Source organism: Xanthobacter flavus (assembly GCF_017875275.1).
GTDB classification, from domain to species: domain Bacteria; phylum Pseudomonadota; class Alphaproteobacteria; order Rhizobiales; family Xanthobacteraceae; genus Xanthobacter; species Xanthobacter flavus_A.
On the sequence record NZ_JAGGML010000001.1, the window covers coordinates 5,288,129 to 5,300,585 of the forward strand.

At 67.6% G+C, this 12,457-nt stretch carries 14 protein-coding genes; 9 read left to right on the forward strand and 5 right to left on the reverse strand.

Annotated features, from left to right (window positions below):
* Positions 1 to 262 precede the first annotated feature (262 nt).
* On the reverse strand, positions 263 to 970 hold the full coding sequence (locus J2126_RS24790) for a type 1 glutamine amidotransferase (protein ID WP_348634379.1): 708 nt from the start codon (positions 968 to 970) through the stop codon (positions 263 to 265).
* Between the two features lie 375 nt (positions 971 to 1,345).
* Between J2126_RS24790 and rpsD the strand changes: the two genes are divergently transcribed.
* A complete protein-coding gene (gene rpsD / locus J2126_RS24795) occupies positions 1,346 to 1,963 on the forward strand; it encodes a 30S ribosomal protein S4 (RefSeq protein ID WP_209489620.1) in 618 nt (205 codons plus the stop codon).
* A 98-nt stretch (positions 1,964 to 2,061) separates the two neighbouring features.
* Here the strand turns inward: rpsD and J2126_RS24800 are convergent, their stop codons facing one another.
* Positions 2,062 to 2,385 carry a DUF1476 domain-containing protein gene (locus J2126_RS24800; protein WP_209489622.1) on the reverse strand — a complete coding sequence of 108 codons (324 nt, stop codon included), beginning with the start codon at positions 2,383 to 2,385 and terminating at the stop codon, positions 2,062 to 2,064.
* Between the two features lie 434 nt (positions 2,386 to 2,819).
* Between J2126_RS24800 and purC the strand changes: the two genes are divergently transcribed.
* The 8 genes from purC (at position 2,820) to J2126_RS24840 (ending at position 8,380) form a co-directional block, all read left to right on the forward strand.
* Positions 2,820 to 3,614 (forward strand): phosphoribosylaminoimidazolesuccinocarboxamide synthase, encoded by a 795-nt coding sequence (gene purC / locus J2126_RS24805; protein ID WP_168458010.1) that lies wholly within the window; start codon positions 2,820 to 2,822, stop codon positions 3,612 to 3,614.
* Positions 3,615 to 3,779: 165 nt separating this feature from the next.
* Positions 3,780 to 4,022: a phosphoribosylformylglycinamidine synthase subunit PurS gene (purS, locus tag J2126_RS24810; protein WP_169120019.1), complete on the forward strand. Its 243-nt coding sequence runs from the start codon at positions 3,780 to 3,782 to the stop codon at positions 4,020 to 4,022.
* A 61-nt stretch (positions 4,023 to 4,083) separates the two neighbouring features.
* Entirely contained in the window at positions 4,084 to 4,308 is a 225-nt protein-coding gene (locus tag J2126_RS24815) for a hypothetical protein (protein ID WP_209489624.1), read from the forward strand.
* Between the two features lie 6 nt (positions 4,309 to 4,314).
* A complete protein-coding gene (purQ, locus tag J2126_RS24820; protein WP_209489626.1) occupies positions 4,315 to 5,013 on the forward strand; it encodes a phosphoribosylformylglycinamidine synthase subunit PurQ in 699 nt (232 codons plus the stop codon).
* 37 nt (positions 5,014 to 5,050) lie between these two features.
* A complete protein-coding gene (gene purL / locus J2126_RS24825) occupies positions 5,051 to 7,258 on the forward strand; it encodes a phosphoribosylformylglycinamidine synthase subunit PurL (RefSeq protein ID WP_209490579.1) in 2,208 nt (735 codons plus the stop codon).
* A 31-nt stretch (positions 7,259 to 7,289) separates the two neighbouring features.
* Positions 7,290 to 7,526: a BolA family protein gene (locus J2126_RS24830; protein ID WP_024278809.1), complete on the forward strand. Its 237-nt coding sequence runs from the start codon at positions 7,290 to 7,292 to the stop codon at positions 7,524 to 7,526.
* Between the two features lie 143 nt (positions 7,527 to 7,669).
* Complete coding sequence (grxD, locus tag J2126_RS24835) at positions 7,670 to 8,008, forward strand: Grx4 family monothiol glutaredoxin (RefSeq protein WP_209489627.1); 339 nt, start codon at positions 7,670 to 7,672, stop codon at positions 8,006 to 8,008.
* Between the two features lie 117 nt (positions 8,009 to 8,125).
* The gene (locus tag J2126_RS24840) at positions 8,126 to 8,380 is read left to right on the forward strand and encodes a hypothetical protein (RefSeq protein WP_209489629.1); all 255 of its coding nucleotides are present in this window, start codon (positions 8,126 to 8,128) and stop codon (positions 8,378 to 8,380) included.
* A 41-nt stretch (positions 8,381 to 8,421) separates the two neighbouring features.
* On the opposite strand, the gene folD is transcribed toward J2126_RS24840, so the two are convergent.
* The 3 genes from folD to J2126_RS24855 all read right to left on the reverse strand — a co-directional run bounded on the left by folD (position 8,422) and on the right by J2126_RS24855 (position 12,419).
* Positions 8,422 to 9,297 carry a bifunctional methylenetetrahydrofolate dehydrogenase/methenyltetrahydrofolate cyclohydrolase FolD gene (gene folD / locus J2126_RS24845; RefSeq protein WP_432445348.1) on the reverse strand — a complete coding sequence of 292 codons (876 nt, stop codon included), beginning with the start codon at positions 9,295 to 9,297 and terminating at the stop codon, positions 8,422 to 8,424.
* A gap of 191 nt (positions 9,298 to 9,488) precedes the next feature.
* Positions 9,489 to 11,711, reverse strand: a complete 2,223-nt coding sequence (locus J2126_RS25885; RefSeq protein WP_209489632.1) for a putative bifunctional diguanylate cyclase/phosphodiesterase — start codon at positions 11,709 to 11,711, stop codon at positions 9,489 to 9,491.
* A gap of 333 nt (positions 11,712 to 12,044) precedes the next feature.
* Positions 12,045 to 12,419 carry an STAS domain-containing protein gene (locus tag J2126_RS24855; protein WP_209489634.1) on the reverse strand — a complete coding sequence of 125 codons (375 nt, stop codon included), beginning with the start codon at positions 12,417 to 12,419 and terminating at the stop codon, positions 12,045 to 12,047.
* Between the last annotated feature and the right edge of the window lie 38 nt (positions 12,420 to 12,457).

Sequence of the window (12,457 nt, forward strand, 5' to 3'; positions counted from 1 at the left end):
CTCCCTCTCCCCTTGCGGGAGAGGGCTGGGATGAGGGGTATCGCCTCCCTGGCCCGGCACTGCGACGAACGGCAGCGGCCCCCTTACCCGTCTCGCGGCTGCGCCGCGATCCACCCTCTCCCGCGAGGGGAGAGGGGAACTCCTCAGATCAGACAATGGCGCCCGGACTCGAATTCGGCCGAGCTCCCTCTCCCCATGCGGGAGAGGGGTGGGGTGAGGGGTGTTTAACCTTTTGCCCCGCTATCTGGTGAGCGCGGCCCCCTCACCACGTCGCCTTGAAATTCCGATAGAGCTGCTCAGCCGCCGCCGCGAAGACCGGCATCCGCTCCTTGGTCGCGTTTTCGAGCAGCGCTTGCCCGCCGGCGCCGGTAATGGCCTCCAGCGCGCAGCGGTATTCGGGAATCACGCCCCATTCGGATACCGTCTCGTCGGTCAGCTCCACGTGATACTGGATGCCGAACGCCCTCTCTCCCACCTGCAGCGCCTGAATGGCGCAATGCTCGTTCTCGGCGAGCACGACCCCGCCCGGGGGCAGCTCCAGCACCGCAGCGCCGTGCCACTGGAGCGTCGGGAAGGTGGGGGGAAGCCCCTTGAAGAAGGGAGAGGCGCGCCCCGCCGCCGTCAGCGACACCTCGGTGACACCCACTTCCGGCCGGGGCATGAGGCCCACCTTGCCGCCCAGCGCATCGGCGAGAAGCTGATGGCCGAGGCAGACGCCGAGATAGGGCTTGCCGGTGGCCATCCAGTCCCGGATCGCCGCCTTCTCTGCGACGAGCCAAGGCAGTTCCTCCTCCTGCCAGACATCCATGGGCCCGCCGAACACCATGAGCGCGGCGTAATCATCGAAGGGCGGGATGGTCTCGCCCTCGTCCAGCTCCACCGCGTCCCATTCCACGCCATCGGCGCGCATGAAGTCTCGGAAGCGGCCGGGGTGCTCGCAGGCGACATGCTGGAAGACGAGGACTTTCACGGGATGCCTCCATGCTGGCCAAATGGGCCGGTTGCCGGATACTGTGCTGGCGGCCGGGAACGGGGCAATAGCCATTCCCGTCAGTTAAATATCTTTCATGGCAGGTCGGCGCGGGTTGATGATTCGCCCGCCGCCGGGCGCGCGGATCGGGGCCGAAGCGCCGCCGGCGTTGACTCCGCACGCTTTCGCGACTAAGAACCCGCCACCTTGCGGGCCGGAAGTGGCCCGCTTGGCGTTTCACGCACCCGTGGCTTCGCAAGGCAGCGCGCCGGGCGAGCCTGTCGGCGGAACGGTCCGGAACCTCTGGGTTTCCATCCATTCCGCAGAGGAGGGGCGCGATCCAAACTCGAACGAACCAATAGGGATCCGCGTTACATGAGCAAGCGCATTGCGGCCAAGCACAAGATCGATCGCCGTATGGGCGAGAACATCTGGGGCCGCCCCAAGAGCCCGGTGAACCGTCGTGAATACGGTCCCGGCCAGCACGGCCAGCGCCGCAAGGGCAAGCTGTCCGACTTCGGCGTGCAGCTGCGCGCCAAGCAGAAGCTGAAGGGCTATTACGGCTCCATCGGCGAGAAGCAGTTCCACAAGGTGTATGTCGAGGCCTCGCGCCTCAAGGGCGACACCGGCGCCAACCTCATCGGCCTGCTGGAGCGCCGCCTGGACGCGGTGGTCTACCGCGCCAAGTTCGTGCCCACCATCTTCGCCGCCCGCCAGTTCGTCTCCCACGGCCACGTGAAGGTGAACGGCAAGCGCGTGAACATCCCGTCCTACCTCGTGAAGGTCGACGACGTGGTGGAGGTGAAGGAAGCCTCCCGCCAGCTCGCCATCGTGATCGAGGCGCAGCAGCTCGCCGAGCGTGACGTGCCCGACTACATCGAGGTCGACACCCACAAGCTCACCGCGCGCTTCGCCCGCATCCCCGAGCTGAACGAAGTGCCCTACGCGGTCCAGATGGAACCGAACCTGGTGGTTGAGTTCTACTCGCGCTGATCCGGCGCGGGACCCGAGAAAAGAAAAGGCCGCCCATCGGGCGGCCTTTTTGTTTGGGCCGCCGCGTCCTGCGACGCGGCGGGAAACGCAAATGGGGCTCAGGTGCCGGACTTCACCTCGGCCGCGGCGACGGCGAGAAGCTCGTCCATGTTGCGGCGGATCTGGTGGTCCGAGACATCGACATTCCTGGCGTCGAAGTCGGCGCGCAGCTTGCGGAACACGTCCTCGTCGCCGGCTTCCTGCAGGTCGGCGACGACGACCTCCTTGGCGTATTCCTGGGCCGCCTCGCCGGTCAGGCCAAGCTTCTCGGCGGCCCACAGGCCAAGCTTCTTGTTGCGGCGGGCGAGCGCCCGAAACCGCGTCTCCTCGTCGAGCGCGAAAGCCTTCTCGAAACCTTCCTCGCGCTTGTCGAACGTGGTCATGGCACCCCTCTTCCTGCGAATGGGCGGCCGGCGGCCGGCCTGATCTGTTTGCGCGGACTGCGTTTGCGCGGACCCTGATGATTTGGGTTGCCGCTGCGCTCACGCAAGGGCAGCCGCAGCTCCACACGCGCACTCCGCACGCGCGCCTTGAATATCCTCCGCCTCCCATTAGATCAACGTCAGTAAAGCTCCGCGCCCCGATACGACCGTGCGACCTGATGGCCGCTCGCCGGGGAACGGTGCCGCACCTGCCCGGTCCGGCACGATGCCAAGCGCAAGATGCCAGCGCATGACGGCCGGACATGACGGGCATATGGACGCGCGTTGTATCGCGCGGCCTGATCGGCTAGTGTCCGAACGGGTTTGGGGTGACCGTCAAACAGCCATCCCGGCCCCGCCGAGGAGCGTCACACGAACGGAGCCTTGGCAAACCCATGGATTTCCTCAATCGACGGTATACCCCCATGAGCCGCCGCCGCCGAATCTACGAAGGCAAGGCGAAAGTCCTCTATGAAGGACCCGAGCCCGGCACACTCATTCAGCACTTCAAGGACGATGCCACGGCCTTCAATGCGAAGAAGCACGATGTCATCGACGGCAAGGGCGTGCTGAACAACCGGATTTCGGAGTACATCTTCTCCCGGTTGAACGACATCGGGGTGCCGACCCATTTCATCCGCCGGCTGAACATGCGCGAGCAGCTCATCCGGGAAGTGGAGATCATTCCCCTCGAGATCGTCGTGCGCAACGTCGCCGCGGGCTCCATCTCGACCCGCCTCGGGATCGAGGAAGGCACCCAGCTGCCGCGCTCGATCATCGAGTTCTATTACAAGAATGACGCGCTCAACGACCCGATGGTGTCGGAAGAGCACATCACCGCCTTCGGCTGGGCCACCACCCAGGAAATCGACGACATCATCGCCCTGGCGATCCGCGTCAACGACTTCCTGTCCGGCCTCTTCCTCGGCGCCGGTATCCGTCTGATCGACTTCAAGATGGAATGCGGCCGCCTGTGGGAGAACGACATGATGCGGATCGTGGTCGCTGACGAGATCAGCCCCGATTCGTGCCGGCTCTGGGACATCAAGTCGAACGACAAGATGGACAAGGACCGCTTCCGCCGCGACATGGGCGGCCTCGTGGAGGCCTATACCGAGGTCGCGCGCCGGCTCGGAATCCTGATGGAGAACGATCCGACGCAGGGCAAGGGCCCCGTGCTGGTGAAGTGAGGCGTCAATTCGGGCGGGGGCGTTGTTTCCCCTACCCGAAAAGTGCTAGGCGGGGGCCGGATCGGCCCCCGTTTTGCGTTGCCGGGCCCCTCTGGCCCTGGCGATGCCTAGCGGCGGGCAAGCAACAACGCGGGCGCCGGCCCGTGCCATGAAGGCGAGGTTTCCATGAAGGCCCGAGTGATCGTCACCCTCAAGTCGGCGGTGCTCGACCCGCAGGGCAAGGCCATCGAAGGCGCGCTGCGGTCGCTGGGCGTGGCCGGCGTGCAGAGCGTGCGCCAGGGGAAGGTGTTCGACGTGGAGCTGGCCGGCAACGACCGCACCGCCGCCGAGGGCGCCCTGAAGGACGCCTGCGACAAGCTTCTCGCCAACACCGTGATCGAGACCTACAAGGTCGAGTTCGCCGAGTGATGTGCGAGTGATGTGATAATCTGGCGGCCGTTTCAGGGAGCAAGGCCGCCGAGAGGGCATGATGGCCGAGATCACCAACGAGCGTCACACCGAGGTTCCGGCGTCGATCCCACGGGACGCTGCCCGCGCCGCGCCGCCCCTGCGGGATCGCGCAGAGGTGATCGCCCGTCACGGTCTCCGGCCCGCCACGGGGCGGGACATGAACACCATATACGGCATGCACGCGGGCCGTGACGCGCGGCTCGATCGCATCGCACGCAGGCTCGGCCGCGTCGGCACCCACTGAGAGATCATGAAACCAGCCGTCATCCTCTTCCCCGGCTCCAATCGTGAGCAGGACGCCGTTCGCGCGCTGCGGCTCGTTTCCGGCGCCAAGCCCCAGGTGGTGTGGCACGCCGAGCATGAGCTGCCCAAGGGCACCGACCTCGTGGTCCTGCCCGGCGGCTTCTCCTACGGCGACTATCTGCGCTGCGGTGCCATCGCCGCGCGGGCGAATATCATGGAAGCCGTGCGCGCCCATGCGGCCCGCGGCGGCCTGGTGCTCGGCATCTGCAACGGCTTCCAGATCCTGTGCGAGGCGGGGCTGCTGCCCGGCGTGCTGGTGCGCAACGCGCGCCTGCGCTTCGTCTGCCGCGAGGTGCTGCTGCGGGTGGAGCGGGCGGATACGCCCTTCACCAAGGCCTATCGCAAGGGCGAGCTCATCCGCATCCCCGTGGCCCACGGCGAGGGCAATTTCACCGCCTCCGAGGCCAACCTGGCGCGGATCGAGGGCGACGGCCGCGTCGCCTTCCGCTACGCCCGCCGCGACGGCCAGATCGACGAGACGGACGGCCCCAACGGCGCCATCAACGGCATCGCCGGCATCTATTCCGAGAAGTTCAACGTGCTCGGCATGATGCCCCACCCGGAAAACTACATCGAGCCGGAGATCGGCCCCACCGACGGACGCGGCCTCTTCGAGAGCCTCGCCGGCGCCCTCAAGGCGGCGTGAGCCGCGGCCCCAATTCGGATCGACGCCCGTGAACCACATTCCCAACACCGTCCGCATCACGCCGGAGCTCGTCGCCGAGCATGGGCTGAAGCCGGAGGAGTACGATCACTTTGTGAAGCTGATCGGCCGCGAGCCGTCGATCACGGAGCTGGGCATCGTCTCGGCCATGTGGAACGAGCACTGCTCCTACAAATCCTCCAAGGTCTGGCTGCGCACCCTGCCCACCACCGGCAAGCGCGTGATCCAGGGGCCGGGCGAGAATGCCGGCGTGGTGGACATCGGCGACGGCCTCGCCGTGGTGTTCAAGATGGAGAGCCACAACCACCCCTCCTTCATCGAGCCCTACCAGGGCGCGGGGACGGGCGTGGGCGGCATCCTGCGCGACGTGTTCACCATGGGCGCGCGGCCCATCGCGGCGCTCAACGCCTTGCGCTTCGGCGACTGCCACAATCTGAAGACCCGCCGCCTTCTGGCCGGCGTGGTGGCCGGCATCGGCGGCTACGGCAATTCCTTCGGCGTGCCCACGGTGGGCGGCTCGGTGGGCTTCCACAAGCGCTACAACGGCAACATCCTCGTCAACGCCATGGCGGTCGGCCTCGCGAAGACGGACGAGATCTTCTACGCGGCGGCCACCGGTGTCGGCCGGGCCATCGTCTATCTCGGCTCCAAGACCGGCCGTGACGGCATCCACGGCGCCACCATGGCCTCGGCCGAGTTCGGCGCCGATGCCGAGGAGAAGCGCCCGACCGTGCAGGTGGGCGACCCCTTCGCCGAGAAGCTGCTGCTGGAAGCCTGCCTTGAGATCATGCAGGCGGGCTGCGTGGTGGCGATCCAGGACATGGGCGCCGCCGGCCTCACCTGCTCCGCCGTCGAGATGGGCGCCAAGGGCGACCTCGGCGTGGAGCTGAACCTCGACGCCGTGCCCTGCCGCGAAACCGGCATGACGGCCTATGAGATGATGCTGTCGGAGAGCCAGGAGCGCATGCTCATGGTGATCGCCGACGGCAAGGAGGAAGAGGCGGAAGCCATCTTCAAGAAGTGGGGCCTCGACTTCGCCGTCGTCGGCCACACCACCGATACGCTGCGCTTCGTGGTGAAGCACAAGGGGTTCGTGGAAGCCGACCTGCCCATCAAGGAACTGGGCGACGAGGCCCCCGAATACCGCCGCCCCTATGATGAGCCGGCCCCGCGCCCCGAGATCCTGCCCTCGGACGTGCGCACCACCGCCTCGGTGTCGGACGCGCTGGAGCGGCTCATCGCCTCGCCGGACCTGTGCTCCAAGCGCTGGGTGTGGGAGCAGTACGACCACCTCATTCTCGGCAACACCGTGCAGCGCCCGGGCGGCGACGCGGCGGTAGTGCGCGTGAACGACGGCCCCAAGGCCCTCGCCATGACCACGGACGTGACGCCCCGCTATTGCGAGGCCGGCCCCTTCGAGGGCGGCAAGCAGGCGGTGGCCGAGGCGTGGCGCAACCTCACCGCCGTGGGCGCCACCCCCATCGCGGTGACCGACAACCTGAACTTCGGCAATCCCGAGAAGCCGGAGATCATGGGCCAGTTCGTGGGCTGCGTGAAAGGCATCGGCGCCGCCTGCGAGGCGCTGGACTTCCCGGTCGTCTCCGGCAACGTCAGCCTCTACAACGAGACCAACGGCAAGGCGATCCTGCCCACCCCGACCATCGGCGGCGTCGGCCTGATCGAGGATCTCGACCAGACCATGACGCTGGACTTCAAGGCAGCGGGCGAGCCGGTGCTGCTCATCGGCAAGACCAAGGGCTGGCTCGGCGCCTCCGCCTTCCTCGCCACCGTGTGCGAGCGCGAGGAAGGGGCCCCGCCCCCGGTCGATCTCATCGCCGAGAAGCGCAACGGCGACTTCGTGCGCAACCTCATCCGCGATGGCGTCGCCACCGCCGTGCATGACGTGTCGGACGGCGGCCTGCTCGTGGCGCTGGCCGAGATGGCCATGGCCAGCGGCATCGGCGTGTCGCTGGAAGACGCGCCGGACGGGATGGACCCCTATGCGTGGTGGTTCGGCGAGGATCAGGCCCGCTACGTGGTCACGGTCGCCTCCGGCCAAGGTGCCGAGGTGATCCACAAGGCGGAGATGGCGGGCGTGCCGATCATGAAGATCGGCAAGACCGGCGGCGACCGCTTGATCGTGCCGCACGACCGCTCGATAGTTGTCGAATCGTTGAAGGACCGGCACGAGACGTGGCTGCCCATCTACATGGGCGCCTCATCCTGACGCTCTCGCGCACAGCAAGGACGTTTCGACCATGCCCATGAATGCCCGCGACATCGAGCAGCTCATCAAGGATGCGCTGCCCGACGCCACCGTGGTGATCGAGGATCTGGCGGGCGACGGCGACCACTACGCCGCCCGCATCGTCTCGGCCTCGTTCCGCGGCAAGAGCCGGGTGCAGCAGCACCAGATGGTCTATGCCGCGCTCAAGGGGAACATGGGCGGCGTTCTGCACGCCCTCGCCCTGCAGACCTCCGCCCCCGCCGAGTAATCCGGGCACGGCTCCGCTCGCGGTGGGGTGACACGTGCCTGTGCAAGCGTGTCGCCCCCTGAGGCCTTGCGCTTCGGGCCGCTTGGGCCGATCTTTATCGGTGGAAGGCCTTCTTTCCGGCCGCAGACATTGGATTTGAGACCATGGGCATTCGTGACGATATCGACGCCATCGTGAAGTCCGGCGATGTGGTGCTGTTCATGAAGGGCACGCCGCAGTTCCCGCAGTGCGGCTTCTCCGGCCAGGTGGTGCAGATTCTCGACCACGTGGGCGTCCCCTTCAAGGGCGTGAACGTGCTCGAGAACGACATGGTCCGCCAGGGCATCAAGGACTATGCCAACTGGCCGACCATTCCCCAGCTCTACATCAAGGGCGAGTTCGTGGGCGGCTGCGACATCGTCCGCGAGATGTTCCAGTCGGGCGAGCTGATCCCGCTGCTGGAAGAGAAGGGTGTCGCCATCCGCGACCGCGCCATCGGCTGACCAGCCCGCTCTGTGGCCGTGCCATCGGCACCTGAAGCTCCCGGTCCCGGCGCTCCCGCGCCGGAGGCCTCGCGCATTCCAGCGGCGCCCCCTGCGCCTTTGGCGCTCAAGCTGGTCATGGGCCTCGGCCTCCTGGTCGATGCCGGCATCGTCATCCTGCTGATTGCGATTTCCGGCTTCGTCTTCGGTGGTCCGGAGGGGGCTCGGGGCGAGGCATCGGCGGTGATGGGCTGGGCCAGCACCTTGGGAATCACCCTGCTGTCGCCGGCGATGGGCCTGTGGATGTGGCGGCGCGGCCGCCGCGACCTTGCGCTCGCCATGGTCTGGCTCCCGCCGCTCGCCTTCATGCTCGGGCTCTCGCTCGGGCTGTAATTGCCTCCGCGCCCAAAGGCGGGCCGTGGCCCGCCCCTCTGTCAGGCGATGCCGTGCTGGCGTTTTGCGGCGGTGAGCGTGTTCTGCAACAGGCAGGCGATGGTCATTGGCCCCACGCCGCCCGGCACCGGCGTGATGAGGCCGGCGATGCCTTGCGCTTCCGCATAGGCCACGTCCCCCACGAGGCGGGTCTTGCCGTCGTTCTTCGGCACGCGGTTGATGCCCACGTCGATCACCGTCGCGCCTGGCTTGATCCAGTCTCCCCGCACCATCTCCGGCCGGCCCACCGCCGCCACCAGGATATCCGCCGTGCGGCATTCGCCGGGCAGGTCGCGGGTGCGGGAATGGGCGATGGTGACGGTGCAATCTTCCTTCAACAGCAGCTGTGCCGCCGGCTTACCGACGATGTTGGAGCGACCCACCACCACCGCCTTGAGGCCAGCGAGGCTGCCGAGGTGATGCTTGAGCAGCATGATGCAGCCGAGCGGCGTGCAGGGCACCAGCGCATCGAGGCCGACGGCGAGGCGGCCGGCGTTCACCACATGGAAGCCGTCCACGTCCTTGGCGGGATCGATGGCGGCGATGACCTTGGTGGCGTCGATCTGCGCCGGCAGCGGCAGCTGGACGAGGATGCCGTTCACGGCCGGGTCGGCGTTCAGCTTCGCCACCAGGGCCAGCACGTCCGCCTCGGGCGTGTCGGCGGCGAGCTTGTGCTCGAACGAGGCCATGCCGGCCTCGGCCGTCTGGGCCGCCTTGTTGCGCACATAGACCTGGCTGGCCGGATCCTCGCCCACCAGCACCACGGCGAGGCCGGGGGTGAGGCCGGCGCTGGCCTTGAGGGCGGACACCTCCTCGGCGATGCGGGCGCGCAGTCCGGCGGCGAAGGCCTTTCCGTCGATAGGCTTGGTCTCGATCACGAAGCACTCCCAGGACTTGTCGGGAGCCCGGCCTCGGCGGGGCCGGCTCCGCTCGCTGTGCGCAATTCCCGTCCTTGTCGGCAGGCGGGACGGCTGAGGCAAGGCCAAAAGCATGCCGGAACGCCGCAGCTGTGCTGCTTACAGCGCGCCAATGTTTCTTGTAAAGAAAATTGTCTTATCAGACAGAACGATCAGACCTGCGCGCCGCCCCTGGCGGGAACCTGCTGCGCCTCGTCCTGCCGCCGCAGCATGTCGATGGCGGCGGCGATGGGCAGCGGCGGGGCGAACAGATAGCCCTGCGCGGTGGGCATGCCGATCTCGCGCAGGAAGCGCAGCTGCTCGCGCGTTTCCACGCCCTCCGCCGTCACGTTGATGCGGAGTGAGCGGGCAAGCTTGAGCTTATGCTCGACCACCGCCGCCACGTCCGGATCGGTGCAGGCCTTCACCATGAAGGAGCGGTCGATCTTGATGCGGCTGATGGGAAAGCGGCTGACGTGATGCAGCGAGGCATAGCCCGTGCCGTAATCGTCGAGGGCGACGCCCACTCCCAGCTCGCGCAGCGCCGCGAAGGTGCGGCTCAGCTCGTCCGAGGTGTTGAGCACGATGGATTCCGGCACCTCGATCTCCAGCATCGCGGGATCGAAGCGAGTGTCCGCGAGAATGGCCGCGACCTCTGCGGCGAAGGTCGGCGCCTTCATGGTGGCGGGCGCGACATTGACCGATATGGACATGCCCCGAAGCGCCGCCGCCTCGGTGCAGGCGCGGCGCATGCCATAGAGGTCGAGGCCGGCGATGATGTGCATCTCCTCGGCCATGGCGATGAACTGCGCCGGCAGGAGGCGACCGAGGCGAGGATGGTCCCAGCGCAGCAGCGTCTCGAAGCCGACCACGCGGCCGCTCGCCACATCCACCTGCGGCTGGTAGGCGATCACCAGTTCGCCCCGCTCCAGCGCGCCGCCGAGGGCGCCCTCGATCTCGCGGCGGGCGTTGCGCTCGCTCTCCAGCTGGGTCTCGAAGCGGCAGAGGGTGTTGCCGCCCGTGTCCTTGGCCCGGTAGAGGGCGATGTCCGCCCGGCGCATCAGATCACTGGCGGAGATGGCGTCCTGCGGCGCCTCGGCGACGCCGATGGAGGCAGCGACGCGAATTTCCCCGGCGCCGTCCGGCACCGGCGGCCGCAGCTCGGCCTGCAGGCGCGTGAGCAGCAGGTCGATCTCGCTCGCGTCGGAGGCCGGGAAAAAGGCGACGAACTCGTCGCCGCCGAACCGCCCCGCGACGCCGCGATCGCCAATGACGGTGGCGATGCGGCTGCCCACCGCCTTCAGCAACACGTCGCCGGCGCCGTGGCCGGCGGTGTCGTTGATCATCTTGAAGTCGTCGAGATCGATGAACAGCAGCACCAGCCGCCCGTCCGGAGCGAGGCCGGCGAAGGCCGAGTCCAGCGCCTCGATGAAATAGCCGCGATTGTAGAGACCCGTCAGATAGTCGCGCGAGGCGGACGCGCGCGCCTGCGCCTCGCTCTCGGCGAGGGCCGCGGCGACCCGCAGCGCGCGGAACATCATGACGAGGAAAGTCACCGACAGCAGCGTCGTGATCACCGCCAGCGCCGGCAAGGCGTTGCGGAACAGGTTCCGGCCGGGCTGCGAGCCGCGCCAGGCGAGTTCCGCCTCGGTGCCGTCGTAAAGGTTGGGGACGGAGGTGCCCACCTTGTCGGGATGGTTGGAGGCTCCCCGCCCGGTGCGCAGCTGGATGTCCTGCAGGTGGGCCGGCGCGGCGAGGGATTGCAGCAGCGTGTCGTCCAGAAGGTCTACCGTCACGGCCACCAGCGGCTGGGGCGCCTTGATGTCCTCCACCTGCTGAGTGAACGGGCGCACCACCATGATGCCCGCGCCCTCGCGGCTCGCGATGAGCCCGGCGTGTCCGGCGCGCCCTTCCGCCAGCAGGCGTCCGATGGCGGGGCGGATCCAGCCGTAGGCCTTCCGCTCCCCCGCCTTTCCGCGCTCGGACGAATAGAGCACGTCGCCCTTGGCATCGACGATGTAGACGAACTCGAAGCCGAACCCCTCGTTGAGCCTGCGGCCGAAGCGCTCGTCGAGCTGGGAGAGATCGCCGCTGGCGAGAGCGCGCAGCACCTGCCGCTCCTCGTCCGCCGTGGCCATGGCCTGCTGGATCAGCGCCTCGTGGGCCTGCAGTGAGGCGAGCAGGGCCAGCCGCTCGCGCATGGTCGCCTTTTCGTCCTGCTTCATGCCGGCGTAGATGAAGACGCCCACAAGCCCCACCACGAGGAGCGCGAGCGCGGCGAGCCCGGCCAGGAGCGAACGGTGGACATGGCTGCCGGACTGGCGGGGAATGACACTGCCCTCCCTGGAACCCGATTCCAGATCATCAAACCGGCCGCTCGAAGCCGGAATTGGCACCGCACGGCAGAAAATGCGGCCCTAAACGCCGGATTATCTCTATTCCGATAGATTTTGACCTGGCGCAAGGACGTTCCGACCTTAGAAAGGCGGTCCAGCCATCACAGAGCGAGCCTCGCGCAAGGTTCAACCTGCGGACGCCGTGTGTTGCACTACAGAGACTACTGGCGCCGCGGCAATTTTCTCCACCCGCCGATGCTCAGTCCGGCGCATCCGAGCGTCTGCAATGCGCGTCCCGACCCGAACCGCACCAAAAACAACGCCGCCCGGCGGACTGATCTCCGGCCGGGCGGCGAAGTATTACGCAAGGTTAAGCCGGACCTCCGGCCGCTTTCAGCCGGCGGCGGGCGTCAGGAAGCGGTCGGCGTCGGCGCGGGTGGCGACGATCTCGGTGAGCTCGCCGACACCGGTGGTGAGCAGCACGCGCTCCACCTGCGGGTCGCAGTTGAACAGCACCAGCTTGCCGCCGCGCTTGTGCAGCGACTTGGCGTTGGCGAGGATCAGCCGGATGCCGATGGAGGCAAGGAAGGTCACGCCGCCCATGTCCACGAGCGTGACATGGGCGTGGCTCGCGTGGGCGCTGAAGGCGGTCTCGATTTCGGCGGCGCCGGCGATGTCCATGCGGCCGGCGAGGGAAATGAGGATCTGCCCGGGTCCGAGCGGGGTGGAGTCGAGCTTCATGGCGTCCGCCGTGGTTTGCTGAGGCATGCGCCCGAAGCCAGTGCGGTTCCGGGCTGTCTGGTCCC

Coding starts and splice junctions, on each gene's coding strand:
- rpsD (WP_209489620.1), top strand. CDS start 1,346: ATGAGCAAGCGCATTGCGGCCAAGCACAAGATCGATCGCCGTATGGGC.
- J2126_RS24800 (WP_209489622.1), bottom strand. CDS start 2,385: ATGACCACGTTCGACAAGCGCGAGGAAGGTTTCGAGAAGGCTTTCGCG.
- purC (WP_168458010.1), top strand. CDS start 2,820: ATGGATTTCCTCAATCGACGGTATACCCCCATGAGCCGCCGCCGCCGA.
- purS (WP_169120019.1), top strand. CDS start 3,780: ATGAAGGCCCGAGTGATCGTCACCCTCAAGTCGGCGGTGCTCGACCCG.
- J2126_RS24815 (WP_209489624.1), top strand. CDS start 4,084: ATGGCCGAGATCACCAACGAGCGTCACACCGAGGTTCCGGCGTCGATC.
- purQ (WP_209489626.1), top strand. CDS start 4,315: ATGAAACCAGCCGTCATCCTCTTCCCCGGCTCCAATCGTGAGCAGGAC.
- J2126_RS24830 (WP_024278809.1), top strand. CDS start 7,290: ATGCCCATGAATGCCCGCGACATCGAGCAGCTCATCAAGGATGCGCTG.
- grxD (WP_209489627.1), top strand. CDS start 7,670: ATGGGCATTCGTGACGATATCGACGCCATCGTGAAGTCCGGCGATGTG.
- J2126_RS24840 (WP_209489629.1), top strand. CDS start 8,126: ATGGGCCTCGGCCTCCTGGTCGATGCCGGCATCGTCATCCTGCTGATT.
- J2126_RS24855 (WP_209489634.1), bottom strand. CDS start 12,419: ATGCCTCAGCAAACCACGGCGGACGCCATGAAGCTCGACTCCACCCCG.